This window comes from Billgrantia sp. C5P2 (genome assembly GCF_051062895.2).
In genome coordinates this window covers 1,568,741-1,585,872 of the sequence record NZ_CM128542.1, presented here as the reverse complement: position 1 = coordinate 1,585,872, position 17,132 = coordinate 1,568,741, and the positions used below count along the sequence as shown (strand labels likewise).

General features: G+C 64.4%; 12 protein-coding genes and 5 tRNA genes. 12 read left to right on the top strand and 5 right to left on the bottom strand.

All coding sequences use genetic code 11. The annotated features are described in order from the left end of the window. Nucleotides 1–36: 36 nt before the first annotated feature. The 8 genes from ACRWQA_RS07350 to ACRWQA_RS07315 all read left to right on the top strand — a co-directional run bounded on the left by ACRWQA_RS07350 (nt 37) and on the right by ACRWQA_RS07315 (nt 7,035). Entirely contained in the window at nt 37–1,791 is a 1,755-nt protein-coding gene (locus tag ACRWQA_RS07350) for a tetratricopeptide repeat protein (protein WP_434227759.1), read from the top strand. Between the two features lie 29 nt (nt 1,792–1,820). Next, a complete protein-coding gene (gene lolB, locus ACRWQA_RS07345; RefSeq protein ID WP_434227761.1) occupies nt 1,821–2,441 on the top strand; it encodes a lipoprotein insertase outer membrane protein LolB in 621 nt (206 codons plus the stop codon). 7 nt (nt 2,442–2,448) lie between these two features. Continuing rightward, nucleotides 2,449–3,306, top strand: a complete 858-nt coding sequence (gene ispE, locus ACRWQA_RS07340; protein WP_434227763.1) for a 4-(cytidine 5'-diphospho)-2-C-methyl-D-erythritol kinase — start codon at nt 2,449–2,451, stop codon at nt 3,304–3,306. 87 nt (nt 3,307–3,393) lie between these two features. Continuing rightward, entirely contained in the window at nt 3,394–4,335 is a 942-nt protein-coding gene (locus tag ACRWQA_RS07335) for a ribose-phosphate pyrophosphokinase (RefSeq protein WP_263580473.1), read from the top strand. Nucleotides 4,336–4,457: 122 nt separating this feature from the next. Further along, nucleotides 4,458–5,096 (top strand): 50S ribosomal protein L25/general stress protein Ctc, encoded by a 639-nt coding sequence (locus tag ACRWQA_RS07330; RefSeq protein WP_263580474.1) that lies wholly within the window; start codon nt 4,458–4,460, stop codon nt 5,094–5,096. An 80-nt stretch (nt 5,097–5,176) separates the two neighbouring features. Next, a complete protein-coding gene (pth, locus tag ACRWQA_RS07325; protein ID WP_434227766.1) occupies nt 5,177–5,758 on the top strand; it encodes an aminoacyl-tRNA hydrolase in 582 nt (193 codons plus the stop codon). A 55-nt stretch (nt 5,759–5,813) separates the two neighbouring features. Continuing rightward, a complete protein-coding gene (gene ychF / locus ACRWQA_RS07320; RefSeq protein ID WP_263580476.1) occupies nt 5,814–6,905 on the top strand; it encodes a redox-regulated ATPase YchF in 1,092 nt (363 codons plus the stop codon). 53 nt (nt 6,906–6,958) lie between these two features. Then, nucleotides 6,959–7,035, top strand: a tRNA-Met gene (locus tag ACRWQA_RS07315). Between the two features lie 53 nt (nt 7,036–7,088). Here the strand turns inward: ACRWQA_RS07315 and ACRWQA_RS07310 are convergent. Further along, nucleotides 7,089–8,387 carry a M18 family aminopeptidase gene (locus tag ACRWQA_RS07310; RefSeq protein WP_263580477.1) on the bottom strand — a complete coding sequence of 433 codons (1,299 nt, stop codon included), beginning with the start codon at nt 8,385–8,387 and terminating at the stop codon, nt 7,089–7,091. Between the two features lie 127 nt (nt 8,388–8,514). Between ACRWQA_RS07310 and ACRWQA_RS07305 the strand changes: the two genes are divergently transcribed. After that, nucleotides 8,515–10,578 (top strand): carboxy terminal-processing peptidase, encoded by a 2,064-nt coding sequence (locus ACRWQA_RS07305; RefSeq protein ID WP_434227767.1) that lies wholly within the window; start codon nt 8,515–8,517, stop codon nt 10,576–10,578. A 365-nt stretch (nt 10,579–10,943) separates the two neighbouring features. After that, the gene (locus tag ACRWQA_RS07300) at nt 10,944–14,075 is read left to right on the top strand and encodes a bifunctional diguanylate cyclase/phosphodiesterase (RefSeq protein ID WP_434227769.1); all 3,132 of its coding nucleotides are present in this window, start codon (nt 10,944–10,946) and stop codon (nt 14,073–14,075) included. Between the two features lie 87 nt (nt 14,076–14,162). Here the strand turns inward: ACRWQA_RS07300 and ACRWQA_RS07295 are convergent. From ACRWQA_RS07295 to ACRWQA_RS07280, 4 genes are all read right to left on the bottom strand, one after another. After that, nucleotides 14,163–14,238: transfer RNA gene (locus tag ACRWQA_RS07295), tRNA-Asn, on the bottom strand. 67 nt (nt 14,239–14,305) lie between these two features. Continuing rightward, nucleotides 14,306–14,381: transfer RNA gene (locus tag ACRWQA_RS07290), tRNA-Asn, on the bottom strand. Nucleotides 14,382–14,411: 30 nt separating this feature from the next. Beyond that, nucleotides 14,412–14,487: transfer RNA gene (locus ACRWQA_RS07285), tRNA-Asn, on the bottom strand. A 143-nt stretch (nt 14,488–14,630) separates the two neighbouring features. Continuing rightward, nucleotides 14,631–14,707: transfer RNA gene (locus ACRWQA_RS07280), tRNA-Met, on the bottom strand. Nucleotides 14,708–14,881: 174 nt separating this feature from the next. Between ACRWQA_RS07280 and betI the strand changes: the two genes are divergently transcribed. Together betI and betB are read left to right on the top strand one after the other, a co-directional pair. Next, nucleotides 14,882–15,502 carry a transcriptional regulator BetI gene (betI, locus tag ACRWQA_RS07275; RefSeq protein ID WP_263580480.1) on the top strand — a complete coding sequence of 207 codons (621 nt, stop codon included), beginning with the start codon at nt 14,882–14,884 and terminating at the stop codon, nt 15,500–15,502. Beyond that, nucleotides 15,499–16,968 carry a betaine-aldehyde dehydrogenase gene (gene betB / locus ACRWQA_RS07270; RefSeq protein WP_434227771.1) on the top strand — a complete coding sequence of 490 codons (1,470 nt, stop codon included), beginning with the start codon at nt 15,499–15,501 and terminating at the stop codon, nt 16,966–16,968. Before betI ends, betB begins: the two co-directional genes overlap by 4 nt. Nucleotides 16,969–17,132: the final 164 nt, after the last annotated feature.

The following is a 17,132-nucleotide window of genomic DNA, read 5'->3' as shown; positions in this document are numbered from 1 at the left end:
GTATGCTGGCAGCTCGGGACACCGGATGAGATACGCATGCCCTCGACGCTGATACGCTCCTCACGCCATGGACTGGCAGTGCTTGGTCTGACTGCCCTGCTGGGCGGCTGCCAAGGCCTGACCACCTCCCCTCTTGCCACGTCTCATGAAGACCCCATGGCCTCGGCGCCCCCCATTGAGCACGGGCTGGACGCAGAGGGGCTGGCTACGCTGCTGACGGCCGAATTCGCAGGGCAGCGCGGCGACTATCGCCGTGCCACGCTGGGCTACCTGGCCATGGCCGAACGCTATAAAGCCGCGCCGCTGGCGGAGCGGGGCACGCTCGCCGCGCGCTTCAGTAACGACATCCTGCTGCTCGAACAGGCCGTTGGCACCTGGCACGACCTCGACCCGGCCGCGGAAGCCCCGCTGCGCCTGCTTGCCGGCCTGGCCCTGCAGCGCGGCGACTGGGCCAAGGCACTCGATTTGCGCCTGGCATTGACCGAGCAGGGTCAGCACGCCGAACTGGCACTGTTCGCCGAACTGGCCCTGGAGTCGGGCACCGACCCGCTGCCCCTGCGCGAGCGGTTGCGGGAGTATCTCGACCGCACCGGGGCCAGCAATCACCCCCACTTTCACGACGCCGTGCTGGCCATGGCAATCCTCGAAGCCGCCACGGGCCAGCGCCAGCAGGCTGAGAGACGCCTGACCCTGCTCGAGCGCAATCACTCGGAGCTGCCCGCCCTGTGGCTGACGCGCGCCCAGTTGGCCCTGGAAGCCGACAATCCGCGCGAGGCCCGCGAGGCCGCCCGCCGAGGACTCGAGATCTCGCCCGGCGATCCACGTTTTCTGCTGCTGCTGGCACAAGCCGAGCTGATGCTGGGCAACGTGGCCGCCGCCGAGGAGCACACCTCGACCCTGATGGACGAACACGTCGGCAATCAGGAGCTGCACCTTTCGCTGGCCCGCCTCTATCTGGAGGGCGGTCACCTGGAGGCGGCCCGGCGCCTGCTGCTGCCGTTGGTCAGTAGTGACGAGCCCCCTCCCACGGCCTTCTACCTGATGGGCACCATCGCCGAGGAGGAAGGGGAAATCGACAACGCCCTGCTCTACTACCGCCAGGTGGCACCCGGCAGCGATTTCCTGCGCGCTCGCCTGCGTGCCGCCCAGATGCTGATCGAGGACGAGCGCCTTCTCGATGCCCGTGCCTTCCTGCGAATCGAGCGCCTGCGCCACGAATCGCACTTCAGCGACCTGATCGTGCTGGAGGTGGAGCTGCTCGACGAAGCCGGGCTGCACACCGAAGCCGACAGCCTGCTCGACCGCGAACTCTCGCGCACACCCAACGATGAGCCGCTACTCTACCTGCGTGCCATGCGTGCCTGGGAACGTGGCGACCTCGAGGCCATGGAACGAGACTTGGGCCGCATCATCGAAGCCAACCCGAGGAACGCCTCAGCCCTGAATGCCCTGGGCTATACGCTGGCGGACCTCAACGACGACGAGCGCCTGGAGGAGGCTCGTGAGCTCATCGAACGCGCCCATGAACTCGAACCCGGCAACCCGGCGATCATGGATAGCCTGGGTTGGGTTCACTATCGACTGGGCGACCCCGAGCGCGCCCTGGCGTGGTTGGAGCGCGCCTACGCCGGCATGCCCGACCAAGAGATTGCCGCCCACCTGGCCGAGGTTCTGTGGGCGCTGGAGCGACATGACGACGCCCGACGCATCGTGGCGCAAACGCGAGACCGCTACGACGAACATCCGTTGATCGATGAGCTCCTCGAGCGCATCCCCGAACTGGCACCCTGACGATCACCCACTGTCAACGAGACGAAGCCATGAGATGCCCCTCTTCCGCGATACGATGGTTTACCGTGAGCCTCGCCCTTGCCCTGCTGGCCGGCTGCGCCACCCCGGGCACGACACCGGATGGCGAACGTGCGACCGATCAGTGGGGAGCCCAACAGGAACGCCTGGAAGCCCTGGACACCTGGATCCTGATCGGCAAGGCGGGATTGCGAACTCCCCGGGAAACGACCAGCGCCAACCTCGACTGGAGCCAGCACCCCCACTACTACCGCATGCTGATCAGCGGCCCCTTCGGCAGTGGCCGCAACCTGCTGGAAGGTCGCGAAGGACGCTTCTCGCTGACCAACGCCGAAGGGCGCTTCGAGGCCGCCACCCCCGAGGCCCTGATGCAGCAGCAACTGGGCTGGTCGTTGCCGGTCAGTTCACTGGCCGACTGGATTCGCGGCCTGCCCGCCGACCATAGCCGCTACCGCCTGGAAGAGGACGAACGCGGCTTTCCCCAGCGGCTCGAACAGGATGGCTGGCAGATCGTCTATCGCGACTGGATGCAGGTCGAGTCGCTGTGGCTGCCGCGCCGCCTGGTCATGGAGTACGACGACCTGCACGTCACGCTGGTGGTCACGGAGTGGCGCCCCACGATTGACGAGTGAATCGCTGATGGAATCGTTGGACGAGCTCGTCTTGCCGGCGCCGGCCAAGCTCAACCGCATGCTGCACATCACCGGCCGCCGAGCCGACGGCTACCATGAACTGCAAACGCTGTTCCAGTTTCTCGATCATGGCGACACCTTGCGGCTGCGGCGCAGAGAAGATGAAGAAATACGGCTGACCCCACCCATTGTCGGGCTGGCTGATAGCGACAATCTGGTCGTACGGGCAGCTCGGCTGCTGCAGGCCGAGACAGGTTGCCAGCTGGGTGCCGACATCCAGTTGACCAAGCGCCTGCCCATGGGCGGCGGCCTGGGCGGCGGCAGCAGCGACGCCGCCACCACCCTGCTCGGCCTCGACCGGCTCTGGCAGCTCGATCTCACGCTCGACCGGTTGGCGGAGTTAGGCCTGCGCCTCGGCGCCGACGTGCCGGTGTTCGTCCGCGGCCACGCCGCCTGGGCCGAAGGCGTGGGAGAGAAGCTCACGCCGGTCGCTCTCGATACCCCGTGGTTCCTGGTCGTCCACCCCGGTATCGAGGTCGCCACCGGCGCGGTGTTCGGGGCGGCGCAATTGACACGTAACACGCCCCCGATTACCATGGCGCGCGCACTGCAGGGGGGAGCGCCCAGCTGGCACAACGACTGCGAGCCAACGGTCAGGTCACTCTATCCGCAAGTCGCCGAAGCGCTCGACTGGCTAGGCAGCCGGGCACCCGCCATGCTGACGGGAACCGGTGCCTGCCTCTTCGCCCGGCTGGACTCGGAAGCCACGGCGAGGCGTCTACTGGCCGACCTGCCGGGCCGCTATACTGCTTTCACTGCCCGCGGCCTGAATCTCTCCCCGCTACATGCTGCTCTAGGTCGATGAACATGCCAGCAAGCATCCGACTCGATGCGCTTGCGGCCCCAGGTTCATCACCAACAGAGCTCCCCAACACTGCATAGGTGGATGCGCGTGTCAAAATTGATGGTTTTTGCCGGGAATGCCAATCCCGAACTCGCCCAGAAAATCGCCGAGAGTCTCGATACTCGCATGGGCAATGCCACAGTCGGGCAGTTCAGCGATGGCGAAATCGCGGTCGAGATCAATGAAAACGTTCGCGGCAAGGATGTCTTCATCCTGCAGTCCACCTGCGCACCGACCAATGACAACCTGATGGAACTGATCCTGATGGTGGATGCCCTGCGCCGGGCCTCGGCTACCCGGATTACCGCCGTGGTGCCCTACTTCGGCTACGCGCGCCAGGACCGTCGGGTGCGTTCCGCTCGGGTACCGATCTCGGCCAAGGTAGTAGCCGACATGATGGTCAAGGCCGGCGTCGACCGGGTGATGACCATGGACCTGCACGCCGACCAGATTCAGGGCTTCTTCGACGTGCCGGTGGATAACGTCTACGGCTCGCCGATCCTGCTCGACGATATCGAGCGCCAGAACTACGACGACCTGGTGGTGGTGTCGCCGGACGTGGGCGGCGTGGTTCGCGCCCGCGCCATCGCCAAGCAGCTCAATGCCGACCTCGCCATCATCGACAAGCGTCGCCCCCAGGCCAATCAAGCCCAGGTGATGCACATCATCGGCGAGATCGAGAACCGCACCTGCGTGGTGGTGGACGACATGATCGATACCGCCGGCACCCTGTGCAAGGCCGGCGACGCGCTGAAGGACCACGGCGCGCGTCGCGTGGTGGCCTATGCCACCCACCCGATCCTCTCGGGCCCGGCGGTGGAGAACATCACCAGCTCGGTACTCGACGAGGTGGTGGTCACCGACACCATTCCGCTGTCCGACGTCGCCCGTCGCAGCGGCAAGATTCGTCAGCTCAGCGTGGCCGGCCTGATCGCCGAGGCGATCCGTCGGGTCAGCAACGAAGAATCCGTCAGCGCCATGTTCCACTGAGATTCTCAACGGCTCTCAGCATGAACAGGGCGCCGGAGTAGCGCCCCCACGGGGGCTTTCGGGAACGTCGCGATCAGGTCGCGGGTCGCACGTCTCCCTTACATTCAGCAAGAGGCAACAACATGTCCGATTTCACACTCAATGCCAGCGTTCGTAACGACCTGGGGAAAGGTGCGAGCCGCCGCCTGCGTCGTGCGAACCTCGAAGTGCCAGCCATCATCTATGGTGGCGAGAAGGCACCCCAGCCGATCTCTGTCGAGAAGGCCGCCTTCTACAAGGCCATCGAAGACGAAACCTTCTTCTCCTCGGTGCTCAACCTCGTCGTCGACGGCCAGAAGGAACAGGTCGTGGTGCGTGATCTGCAGCGTCACCCGTACAAGCCGCTGATCACCCATGCCGACTTCATGCGCGTGGATGCCACCCACGAGATCACCATCAGTGTACCGCTTCACGTGGTGGGCGAAGAGAAGTCCAAGGGCATCAAGGACCATGGCGGCGAGCTGCACGTGCTCTCCAACGAAGTCCAGATCAGCTGCCTGCCGAAGGATCTGCCGGACTTCCTGGAAGTCGACATCAGCGAAGTCGAGCTGGGCACTACCCTGCACCTCTCCGACCTCAAGCTGCCGGCTGGCGTCACCCTGGTCGAACTGACCCATGGCGCCGACCACGACAACGCCGTGCTGAGCATCACCAAGCCGAAAGTTCGCGGCGAAGCGGACGAAGGCGAAGAAGGTGAGGAAGGCGAGAACAGCGCCGAGTAAACCGCGCTGTCGGGGCTGCCCAGGGGCAGCCCCCAACCCAATCAAGCGCTGCGGCGCTTGTTTTTGTTTGGAGGCCCCGCATGCCCCAGATCAAGGCGATCATCGGGCTGGGCAACCCCGGTGACAACTACGCCGCCACTCGCCACAATGCCGGCGCCTGGCTGGTCGAGATCCTGGCTCGCCAGGCCGGCACAGAGCTGCGCCCGGAGAAGAAGTTCCTCGGCCTTTATGCCAAGGTTCTGCTCGACGGAAACGAGCTGCACCTGCTCGAGCCCACCACCTTCATGAATCGCAGCGGTGGCGCCGTCGCAGCCTTGTGCCAGTTCTACAAGATCGCCCCCGACGAGCTGCTGGTAGCCCACGACGAACTGGATATCGCCCCCGGCACCGCCCGCTACAAGCAGGGTGGCGGCCACGGCGGACACAACGGTCTGCGCGACATCGTCAGCGCGCTGGGCGAAAAGGGCTTCAATCGGCTGCGCATCGGCATCGGCCACCCCGGCGACTCCCGCCAGGTCACGAACTATGTGCTGGGGCGCCCCGGGAAGGCGGAGCTCAAGGCCATCGGCGCCGCGCTCAATGAGTGCTTGGCCACGCTGCCGCTCGCCGTGTCAGGCGACTGGGCCCGCGCCATGAGCCGGCTGCACAGTTTCCAAGGGTGAACTAGAATAGCGCCCGTTGCGAGCGCCACCCGCCATATCTCACTAGGACACCATCATGGGTTTCAACTGCGGTATCGTCGGTCTGCCCAACGTCGGCAAGTCGACCCTCTTCAATGCCCTGACCAAGTCCGGCATCGACGCCGAGAATTTCCCCTTCTGCACCATCGAACCCAACGTCGGCATCGTGCCGATGCCCGACCCTCGGCTCGATAAGCTGGCCGAGATCGTCAAGCCGCAGAAGGTGATCCCCACCACCATGGAGTTCGTCGACATCGCCGGCCTGGTGGCGGGCGCCTCGAAGGGCGAGGGGCTCGGCAACCAGTTCCTGGCCAACATCCGCGAGACGCAGGCCATTGCCCATGTGGTGCGCTGTTTCGACAACGACAACGTCATTCACGTGGCCAACCAGGTCGATCCGCGCGCGGACATCGAGATCATCAACATGGAATTGGCGCTGGCCGACCTCGACACCGTCGAGCGGGCCATCCAGCGCCTGGTCCGCGTAGCCAAGGGCGGCGACAAGGACGCCATCTCCACCAAGGCAATACTGGAGCGCATCCAGCCCCATCTGGCCGAGGGCCAGCCGCTGAGAAGCTTTGGCCTCGATGGCGACGAGCAGCGCCAGCTCAAGAGCTTCGGCTTCCTGACGCTCAAGCCGACCATGTATATCGCCAACGTCAACGAGGACGGCTTCGACAACAATCCCTACCTCGACGTGGTGAACGAAATCGCCGCCGAGGAAGGCGCCGTGGTGGTGCCGGTGTGCAACCAGCTCGAAGCCGAAATTGCCGAGCTGGACGACGACGAACGCGCCATGTTCCTCGGCGAGATGGGCATGGAAGAACCGGGGCTCGACCGCGTGATCCGCGCCGGCTACGAGCTGCTCGGCCTGCAGACCTACTTCACCGCGGGCGTCAAGGAAGTCCGCGCCTGGACGGTCAAGGTCGGCGCCACCGCCCCCGAAGCGGCGGGCGTGATCCATACTGACTTTCAGAAGGGCTTCATCCGCGCCGAAGTCATCGCCTATGACGACTTCGTCACCCTGGGCGGCGAACAGGGCGCCAAGGATGCCGGCAAGTGGCGCCTGGAGGGCAAGGAATACGTGGTCCAGGACGGCGACGTGATCCACTTCCGCTTCAATGTGTAGCCAGAAACCTTGACCTCGAAGAGCCGAATCCGTAGACTTCGCCTCCGTTGATTGGCTACGTAGCTCAGTTGGTTAGAGCACATCACTCATAATGATGGGGTCCCCTGTTCGAGTCAGGGCGTAGCCACCAGAGATCGAAAAAAACCCGGCGCCTACTGGCGCCGGGTTTTTCGTGGTGGCGACTCAGGCCAGCCGCGGACGGTTGGCGAAGGCGACCAGCGCCCGTGTCAGGTACTCGACATCGTGGCTGCCCGCCGTCTCGCGGATCGAGTGCATGGCCCACTGCGGCACCCCCACGTCCAGCGTCGGCACGCCGAGTTCGGTGGCTGTAATCGGGCCGATGGTACTGCCGCAGCCCATGTCGGCCCGGGTGACGAAGGTCTGCACCGGTACCTCGGCCTCGCGACAGACGTCGCGGAACAGCGCCGAAGTGGCACTGTTGGTGGCGTAGCGCTGGTTGGCATTGACCTTGATCACCGGGCCGCCGTTGAGTGCCGGCCCATGGGCAGCGTCGTGCTTCTCGCTGAAGTTGGGGTGCAGGGCATGGGCATTGTCGCAGGAGATCATCAGCGAGGCCTGGATCAAGCGAATGAATCCCTCGTCACCCGGCTCGCCGAGCTGTCCATTGACTCGCCGCAGCACGTCGCCGAGGAACGGCCCTTGGGCGCCGCAAGCACTGGCACTGCCGACCTCCTCGTGGTCGTTGGCGACCAGCACCACGCCCTGGCTGCCATCGCACTCCAGCAGCGCCTCGAGACCGATGAAGCAGGAGAGCAGGTTGTCGAGGCGTGCGCTGGCCACCAGCTCCCGCTCGACGCCGACCCGCGCCGGCGGCTGCACGTCGTATAGCGCCAGCTCGAAGTCCAGGATCTCGGCACCGGTAATGCCGTGCTGGTTCTCCAGCCACTCGAGCAGCAGCCGCTGCAGGTCGGCCTTCTCCCCGCCCTGCAGGAATACCGGCGGCATCTGGGTCTGGGCGTTGATCGCCCTTCCGCTGTTGACCTCGCGGTCGAGATGAATTGCCAGGCTGGGAATGATGGCGACCGGCCGGTCCACGTTCAGCAGCACGCCCTCGAGGCGACCGTCGGGATGGCGCACGTGAACGCGCCCGGCCAACCCCAGGTCGCGGTCGTACCAGGGGGCCAGCAGCACGCCGCCATAGAGCTCGACGCCGAGCTGCAGCCAGCCTGCTGCCGCCTGGGCAGCATGCGGCTTGAGCCGCAAGCCGGGGCTATCGGTATGAGCGCCGATCATGCGCAGCGTCTCGAGCCCCGCAGGGGGCAGCTGCAGAGCCACGATAGAGGAGTCGTTGCGCGTGACGTAGATCCGCTCGCCCGGCGAGAGCTGCCAGGCCTGGCTCTCGTCGAGCCGCCGGAAACCGGCGGCATCGAGCCGCTCGGCCATGGTCGAGACGGCATGCCAGGGCGTGGGGGAACGGTGCAGAAAATCGAGCAGACGCTCGAGACGGGCTTCCCGAGACATGAGGATCCTCATCAGGGGTCGTGGTTGAGGCAAGAACTGCTACAATGCGATGTCTGCCTTTGGCAACTCATAGGGCATACGCTTGTCTAGGGAAGGAAGTGTACACGAAACCAGGGGTGCTTCATTGATGAGCCAGTTTGTCGTTATTCGGCGCACAGCGGTCCTGACGCTGGCGCTGCTGCTGTCGTGCGCTCAACTGGCGCTTGCCCAGATCCAGCCCGGCGAAGACCAGCGTCTCGCCGCAGTCGAAGTGGCCGAGTCACTGCGCTACGGCCATTATGCCGACACCGCTCTCGATGACACCTGGTCGCGATTGGCCTTCGAGCGTTATCTCGACATTCTCGACGGTCAACGCTCCTTCCTGCTCGAGAGCGACGTCGAGGAATTTCGCCACCTGGAGGAGCGCATCGACGACATGCTCTTCGAAGGCGATCTGGCTACCGTCTACCAGCTCTACCAGCGTTATCACGATCGCGCGGAAAGCCGCTTCGAATGGCTGCTCGACGCCCTGGATGAAGGCCTCGAATTCACCTACGAAACTGACAAGCGCCTCGACCTGGACCGCCGTGAGGCGCCGTGGCCCAACAGCGAAGCCGAACTCGATGAACTGTGGAGCAAGCGCCTGAAGAACGACGCCCTCACCCTGGATATCAGCGGTCAGGACGAGGAGGAGATAGAGAACAACCTGCGCCAGCGCTACGAGGGCCAGCTCACGCGCCTGCGCCAGACCAACGGCGAGGACGTGTTCGGCCTGTTCATGGCCGCGGTGACCAGCAGCATCGACCCGCATACCGAATACCTCTCCCCGCGCCAGGGCGAATCGTTCGACATCCAGATGCGTCTGTCGCTGGAAGGCATCGGCGCCATGCTGCAGTCGGATGGCGAGTACGTGAAGGTCACCAGCCTGGTACCCGGCGGCCCGGCGGATCGCGCGGGCGTGCTCGAACCCGCTGACCGTATCGTCGGTGTGGGCCAGGATGACGAGGAAGAAACCGTCAATGTCGTCGGCATGCGACTGGACGAAGTGGTCGACCTCATTCGCGGCCCCAAGGGTACCGTGGTGCGTCTCGATGTCGTGCCGGCAGAAGCCGTGGACATGACACGCTCGCACGAGGTCAAGATCACCCGCGATACCGTCAACCTCGAGGACCAGGCGGCGAAGGGCGAGATCATAGAGGTGGAGCGCGATGATGGGGTCAAGCGCATCGGCGTGATCACCATCCCCACCTTCTACGTCGATTTCGACGCCTGGCAGTCCGGCGCAGAGGAATTCCGCAGCACCACTCGCGACGTGGCACGTGAGGTCGAACGGCTCAAGCAGGAAGGCATCGACGGCATCATGCTCGACCTGCGCAACAACGGCGGCGGCGCCCTGCAGGAAGCCAACTCACTGCTCGGTCTGTTCATCGACCGCGGCCCCACCGTCCAGGTGCGCGATGCACGCGGGCGCATCAGCCTGTATGGCGATACCGAGACCGGCACCATCTACGACGGCCCCCTGGCCGTGCTGGTCAACCGGTTGTCGGCCTCGGCTTCCGAAATCTTCGCCGGTGCCATCCAGGACTATGGTCGCGGCCTGGTGTTGGGAAGCGCCACCTTCGGCAAGGGTACCGTGCAGACCCTGAACGACCTCAGCCACGGCCAGATCAAACTGACTCGCGCCAAGTTCTACCGCATCTCGGGCGAGAGCACCCAGAACCGGGGCGTCGAGCCCGACATTCTCTTTCCCGACATGGTCGACCCGGAACGAATCGGCGAGAGCAGCCTGGACAACGCGCTGGAGTGGGATACCGTCCAGGCCGTTCAGTATCGCCATTACGGCGAGCCGTGGGAGTATCTCGAGACCCTGCGCTCCCGGCACCGCGAAAGGGCCGACTCCCATCCCAACTTCGTTTACCTGAAGGAGCGTGTGGACCTGGCGCGTCGGCTGCGTGAAGAACACACCAGCGTCAGCCTCGACCGTGAGCAGCGCCAGAAAGAGGTGGAGAGCCGCGATGCCGAGCAGTTGGCGCTGGAAAACCGCCGGCGCAAGGCCCTGGGCCTGGAGCCGCTGGACGAGCTGATCGACGCCCGAGGCGAAGAAGAGGAGACCGAGGACGAGCCGGTTGAGCGTGTCCAGATGGTCGAAGCCGCGGCCATCCTTGCCGACTACGCCGAGCTGACCGAACGCCGCCTGGCCGGCCGCTACTAAGCCCCCCTCCCGGGACGGGTCCTCGCAAGGGACCCGCCCCTCGTCGTCTCACAGCCCTCCCCTCCCTGAGCTCACTCTCCCTGCACCCCACAGGATGCTTGAGCGATCGCCCAAGCATAATCATGAGATGCGTCATCAACTCTCACCCGCTTCCCTAGTAGTATCACCCGGTATGGGAGGCTCGGCCCCTTTCACGATACGGAACTTCGCGACAAGCTTGCGGGCAGCCCAGCCGGGCGCGTCCACGCTGCGTTGATGGCGTGGGGCACCAGATCGACGAGAATGTCCCTGGTAATGGCTGGCGAGCCATCCGCCCGCTCCCAGCCCCCAAATTGCCAGCCTACGCCTCCATGGGAAGACTTCGTATGGTGATTCATCGGTTGGTTGGCTCGGCCCGGAGTGCAAGCCGTCACTGGGCGGGCTGGTTGCTGGCCTATACGGTGCTCTCGCTGGCGGCTTATGCACTGCGCAATCCAAACCACGGATTCAGTTTGATGCTACCGCAGGGAGGCATTCTGCTTGCTGCCTTGCTCGTGCTGCCACTCCCTCACGCCCGGGAACGGCTGCGTTTCTCGTGTACGGTCCTGCTGCTCGATCTCGGCCTGCGCATCGGCCTGTTGGGTACGCCGCCTCTCACCGCCCTCTGGATCAGCTTGCCCCTGGTCGCACAGGCCTGGCTCGGCGCCCAGTTGCTGCTGCACTTCGCCCCCGAAGGGCTTGGCCCCAGTACGCAGCGCGGCATACTGCACTTCCTGCTATGGGGCTGCCTGCTGCCGGCAACGCTGTCGTCCAGCCTGACGGCGCTGGGCCTGTCCGACCCCGATGAACCTTTCATTTCCGAGTGGCTGTGGTGGTTCATCCAGCGCCTGAACGGCCTGCTTCTTTTCGCCCCCCTGTTGGTGCTGCTCTTCCACCTCCCCCGCAGCAGTGGGCCCGAGTCCAGCGCCCGCCCGTTCAACTGGGAATCGGCGACGCTCTGGGCGCTCACCTGCCTGGCATCGGCCTTGATCTTCAGTGTGAACAACCCAGCCGACAGGACGTTGGCCACCTACAGCTTCCTGCTGACCCCTCTCCTGCTGATCGCCGCCATACGGCTTCCCCTGACGGCCAGCCTGTTCGTGGTCCTGTCGGCAAGTCTGGTCGCAGGCGTGGCCGATGCCCTGGGAGCCGGCGATACCCCCGGTAGCGCTCAGCGCAGCCTGACTGCCCTGTCGGTGTTCCTGTTGATCAACCAGATGGTCGTTTGGTTGCTCGGCAGCCTGATCGACGAGCGCCGACGCGTTCTGATCCGGGTGCAGAAGATGCGCGACATGTACGAGATGCTGAGCAACGCCAATCAGGCGCTGATCAACCTCAAGCTGACGCCGACCCAGCTCTATGGGCGAATGTGTGAAATCATCGTTGCCGAGAGCAGCTTCCGCCTGGCCTGCATCACGCCGGTACACGCCGCACGAACGGGCGCCGGCGGCCAACCTGCCAACTCGATCTGTGCACGCAAGGGAAGCGGCGTGTTAGCGGCGGGGAGTTGCCACCCCGACCATGACCTGGTACGTCAGGCGCTGGCGGATAACCGTCATGTCATTCGGCATGATTGGCGGCCAGATGCGTCCCCGGCTTCTCTGCAGAATGAGCCTGGCGCCATGGCCGCATTCCCCATCAAACCGGAGGGCAAGCCGGTCCAGGCCGTGCTGACGGTATTCAGCCGGCAGCGCGATGGCCTCGATGACGACATGGTACGTCTGTTCGACGAACTGGCCGGTGACATCGCCTTTGCCCTGAACATGCAGTCGGATCGTCAACGCCTGAAGCTGGCCTCGGAAGTCTTCGAGCACAGCCACGAATCCATCATCATCGCCGACGCCAGTGGCCATATTCTCGACGTCAACCCCTCCTTCACGCGGATCACGGGCCATAGCCGACAGGAGGTCGTCGGTCGCAATCCCCGCATGCTCCAGTCAGGCCGGCAGGATAGCGCCTTTTACGAATCGCTGTGGCGCAGTCTGCTGACGGAGGGCCATTGGGCCGGGGAGTTCTGGAACGCCCGCAAGGATGGCGAGCACTACCCCCAGCGCGGCACCATCACCGCGGTTCGGGGGGAGGACGGCCAGATCGAGCATTTCATTTCGGTAATGGAAGACGTCTCGGCACAGGTACGGGCCGAGCAGAAGATCCTCAATCTCGCCAACTACGATACCTTGACGGGACTGCCCAACCGTCTGTTGCTGGAGAATCGCTTCCAACACGCGGTCGAGCAGGCGGGCAATGGGCCGCTGACCCTCTCCGTGCTGTTCGTGGATCTGGACGAGTTCAAGCACGTCAACGATGCCATGGGCCACCAGCAGGGCGACCTCCTGCTGCAGTTGGTTTCCGCCCGGCTGCACGGCGAACTGCGCGATGGCGATACGCTGGCCCGCTTCGGCGGCGACGAGTTCGTCGTCCTGCTGTCCGGCCGTCGTCAGGAGGCACGCTCACTCGCAAAGCGTCTGATCAGAAGCGTGCGACAGCCCTACCGGCTCGAGGAACAACCGGTGCACATCGGTTGCAGCATCGGTATCGCCGAGGCCCCTCGCGACGGCACCAGTCTCGATGAACTGATCCAGGCTGCCGACACGGCCATGTACCAGGCCAAGGCCCGTGGGCGCGGCATCTATGCGTTTTATTCCAGCGAGATGCAGCATCAGGCACAGAGTCGATTGACGCTACGGGTGGAACTCGACAGTGCCATGCAGCGCAATGAGCTACGGGCGCACTACCAACCCAAGCTCGGCATTGCCAGTGGCGAGGTGGTCGGCTTCGAGGCACTGGTACGCTGGCAGCACCCCGAGCGCGGCTTGGTGCCGCCGGGACACTTCATCCCCGTCGCCGAACTGAGCGGACAGATCGCCGCCATCGACCGCTGGATGCTCAAGGCGGTGATCGACCAGTTGGCGCGATGGCGCCGCGAGGGGCGTCGCGTACTGCCGGTAGCGGTGAACGTCTCGGCTTCGTTGTTCTCGCGCTCCGATTTCGTCCTCGAACTGACGCGCTGGCTCAGCGAGCGGCAAGTACCGGCACAGGACCTCGAACTCGAGATCACCGAGCATGTGGCCATGTTCGACCTGGACTACACCCTGTCCACGCTGCAGGCACTGAAACGCCTCGGCGTAGCCCTGTCGATCGACGACTTCGGCACGGGCTACTCGGGGCTCGCCTACCTGCGCGACTTTCCCATCGATACTGTCAAGATCGACATGAGCTTCATCAAGCGGATACACGAAGACAGGAAGAACCAAGGCATCGTGCGGGCCATCATCACATTGGCCGACACCCTGGGCCTGAAGACCATTGCCGAAGGTGTGGAGACCGAAGAGGAGCTGGCATTCCTACGACATCAGGGGTGCGGGGGCTATCAAGGTTACCTATTCAGTCCCGCATGCGAAGCCTGCGAGATCGAGCGTCGCCACCTGGCGTTCGTGACGCCACGAGGCACTCGTCACGACCCGACCGAGACACGCTGAAAGGCAGGACAAGCCAGTACGGCGCCAAGGGGAAACAATGCGGGGGGAAAACAACGCAGGGAAAATGCGAGGTGAGGCGATAGATGTTGGCTCCCGGAGCAGGACTCGAACCTGCGACCCAGTGATTAACAGTCACTTGCTCTACCGACTGAGCTATCCGGGAACGGTGCGGTCAGGAAGTGGGGCACTTCCTCTTGCGGGGCAACTGATGGCTTGCATCAACTAGCTGATGGCTCCTCGAGCAGGACTCGAACCTGCGACCCAGTGATTAACAGTCACTTGCTCTACCAACTGAGCTATCGAGGAATGACGAACGTCAGGGTCAGCTTGTGTTCTTGGCTCCCGGAGCAGGACTCGAACCTGCGACCCAGTGATTAACAGTCACTTGCTCTACCGACTGAGCTATCCGGGAATGGCCCTGAACACGGTGCGTAGTATACGGATCGCTCACATAAGGTCAAGGGCGGATTCTGAGCCCGAGGCCGCGCCTGGACATGCCCTCAGACACACGACGCCCGCGCAACGGGAAGTTGTGCGGGCGTCGTGTAGAGAGTCTGGTGGCTACGCCCTGATTCGAACAGGGGACCCCATCATTATGAGTGATGTGCTCTAACCGGCTGAGCTACGTAGCCTTTTTTTCAGGGGAACGCTGCCCCTTCAACGCGGCAGGATTATGCACGAAGCGAGACGCGCAAGCAAGCCAAAAGCCGTCTGCCTTTTTATTGATTGAACGTTCAATAAAAAAATGCCATGCTTGCTGAAAATGCCAGTGGTGTCGCATCAGTCGCATCAAGAGGAGTCAGCGGGTGCCCAAGACAGGTATGGAGCCGATCCGGCGTAGCCAGCTCATCAAGGCCACCATGGCCGCCATCGACGAAGTCGGTCTGGCGGACGCCACGGTGCTGCGTATCGCCCGTCATGCCGGGGTATCGGCTGGGATCATCAGTCACTATTTCGGCGGCAAGGATGGCCTGCTCGAAGCCACCATGCGCCAGGTCCTCTCCGATCTGGGGCAGGCCGTGGCGGCACGACGGTGCAAGCTGGCCAACGGCTCCCCACGCGACCACCTCGGTGCCATCATCGATGGCAACTTCGATCGTAGCCAGATTTCCGGTCCGGCAGCCAAGACCTGGCTCGCCTTCTGGGCCAGCAGCATGCACAAGACCCAGTTGCAGCGCCTGCAGCAGGTCAACGACCAGCGGCTCTACTCCAACCTGTGCTGCCAGTTCCGCCGCCTGATGCCCCACGACGCGGCGCGCGATGCCGCCCGCGGCCTGGCCGCCATGATCGATGGCCTGTGGCTGCGTGGCACCCTCAGTCCCGAAGGGCTGGATACCGAGCGTGCTCGTCGCATTGCCCACGGCTATCTCGACCAGCTCCTCGTCGGTTACGACACCTCCACCGCGACCTCGAAGGAGACCGCATGACAGCTTTCGACACCGAGACCCTCTACATCGACGGCCGCCGGGAGCCAGCAACCTCCGGCGAATCATTTGACGTCGTCAATCCCTATGATGGCAGCCTGCTGGCCAAAGTGGAGCAGGCCAGCCAGGCCGACGTCGACCGCGCCGTCACCACCGCGCGTGAGGGCCAGCGCCGCTGGGCCGCCATGACCGGCATGCAGCGCGGCCGCATTCTCAATCGGGCCGTGGCGCTGCTGAGAGAGCGCAACGAGGAGATCGCCGAACTCGAGACGCGCAATACCGGAAAACCGATCAGCGAGACCGCCGCTGTGGACATCGTCACCGGCGCCGACGTGCTCGAATACTATGCCGGCCTCGCCCCGGCCATCGAGGGCGCCCAGATTCCCCTGCGCGAGTCCTCGTTCGTCTACACCCGTCGCGAGCCGCTGGGCGTGATCGGCGCCATAGGCGCCTGGAACTACCCGATCCAGATCGCCTGCTGGAAGGCCGCGCCGGCGCTGGCCGCGGGCAACGCCGTGGTGTTCAAGCCCAGTGAGGTGACGCCGCTGACAGCCATGAAGCTGGCCGAGATCTTGACCGAGGCGGGACTGCCCGACGGCGTGTTCAACGTCGTGCATGGCGACGCCCGGGTCGGCCAGATGCTGACCGCCCATGAAGGCATCGCCAAGGTGTCATTCACAGGTGAAGTGGGCACCGGCAAGAAAGTCATGTCAGCGGCAGGTGGCTCGACCCTCAAGGACGTGACCATGGAGCTGGGCGGCAAGTCGCCGCTGATCGTCTTCGCCGACGCCGACCTGGACCGCGCCGCCGATGCGGCGATGATGGCCAACTTCTACTCCAGCGGGCAGATCTGTACCAACGGCACGCGGGTCTTCGTCGAGCGTTCGGTAAAGCAGGACTTCGAGGAGAGGATCGCCGAGCGCGTAGCGCGCATCCGCTCGGGCGACCCGCTCGACCCCAGCATAAACTTCGGCCCGCTGGTGAGCTTCGAGCACCAGGCCAAGGTGCTCGACTACATCGAATACGGCAAGCAGGACGGCGCACGCGTGCTGGTCGGTGGAGAGCCCCTTGTCGAGGGCGATTTCGCCAGCGGCGCCTGGGCTCCCGCCACGGTCTTCACCGATTGCAGCGACGACATGCGCATCGTGCGCGAGGAGATCTTCGGCCCGGTGATGTCGATCCTCGTCTTCGACGACGAGGAGGAGCTGATCCGGCGTGCCAACGACACTCACTACGGGCTGGCGGCCGGCGTATTCACCGAGAACCTCGCCCGCGCGCACCGCACCATCCATCGTCTCGAGGCTGGCATCTGCTGGATCAACACCTGGGGTGAGTCGCCGGCCGAAATGCCTGTGGGCGGCTACAAGCAGTCGGGCGTCGGCCGCGAGAACGGCATCGAGACCCTGGCCCACTACACCCAGACCAAATCGGTGCAGGTGGAGATGGGCCCCTTCGAGTCGGTCTTCTAAGCCACATACCTCGAGCTACGGGCCGTGAGATGTGCTGCGGCCACCAAGATGAGCGGCGCCGGGGACAGGTCGTAGAGGGGGTCCGATGCCATGGATGGCATCGGTAGCGTCCAAGGAAGGATTCACAGCGCCCCCTCGTAGACCTGTCCGCGGATCAGCCGCGG

What these genes read in the sequence shown, in the direction of transcription:
- ACRWQA_RS07310 (WP_263580477.1), bottom strand. Translation starts at nt 8,387, where the DNA reads ATGTCTCGGGAAGCCCGTCTCGAGCGTCTGCTCGATTTTCTGCACCGT.
- ACRWQA_RS07350 (WP_434227759.1), top strand. Translation starts at nt 37, where the DNA reads ATGCCCTCGACGCTGATACGCTCCTCACGCCATGGACTGGCAGTGCTT.
- ychF (WP_263580476.1), top strand. Translation starts at nt 5,814, where the DNA reads ATGGGTTTCAACTGCGGTATCGTCGGTCTGCCCAACGTCGGCAAGTCG.
- lolB (WP_434227761.1), top strand. Translation starts at nt 1,821, where the DNA reads ATGAGATGCCCCTCTTCCGCGATACGATGGTTTACCGTGAGCCTCGCC.
- pth (WP_434227766.1), top strand. Translation starts at nt 5,177, where the DNA reads ATGCCCCAGATCAAGGCGATCATCGGGCTGGGCAACCCCGGTGACAAC.
- ACRWQA_RS07300 (WP_434227769.1), top strand. Translation starts at nt 10,944, where the DNA reads ATGGTGATTCATCGGTTGGTTGGCTCGGCCCGGAGTGCAAGCCGTCAC.
- ACRWQA_RS07305 (WP_434227767.1), top strand. Translation starts at nt 8,515, where the DNA reads ATGAGCCAGTTTGTCGTTATTCGGCGCACAGCGGTCCTGACGCTGGCG.
- ACRWQA_RS07330 (WP_263580474.1), top strand. Translation starts at nt 4,458, where the DNA reads ATGTCCGATTTCACACTCAATGCCAGCGTTCGTAACGACCTGGGGAAA.
- ispE (WP_434227763.1), top strand. Translation starts at nt 2,449, where the DNA reads ATGGAATCGTTGGACGAGCTCGTCTTGCCGGCGCCGGCCAAGCTCAAC.
- betB (WP_434227771.1), top strand. Translation starts at nt 15,499, where the DNA reads ATGACAGCTTTCGACACCGAGACCCTCTACATCGACGGCCGCCGGGAG.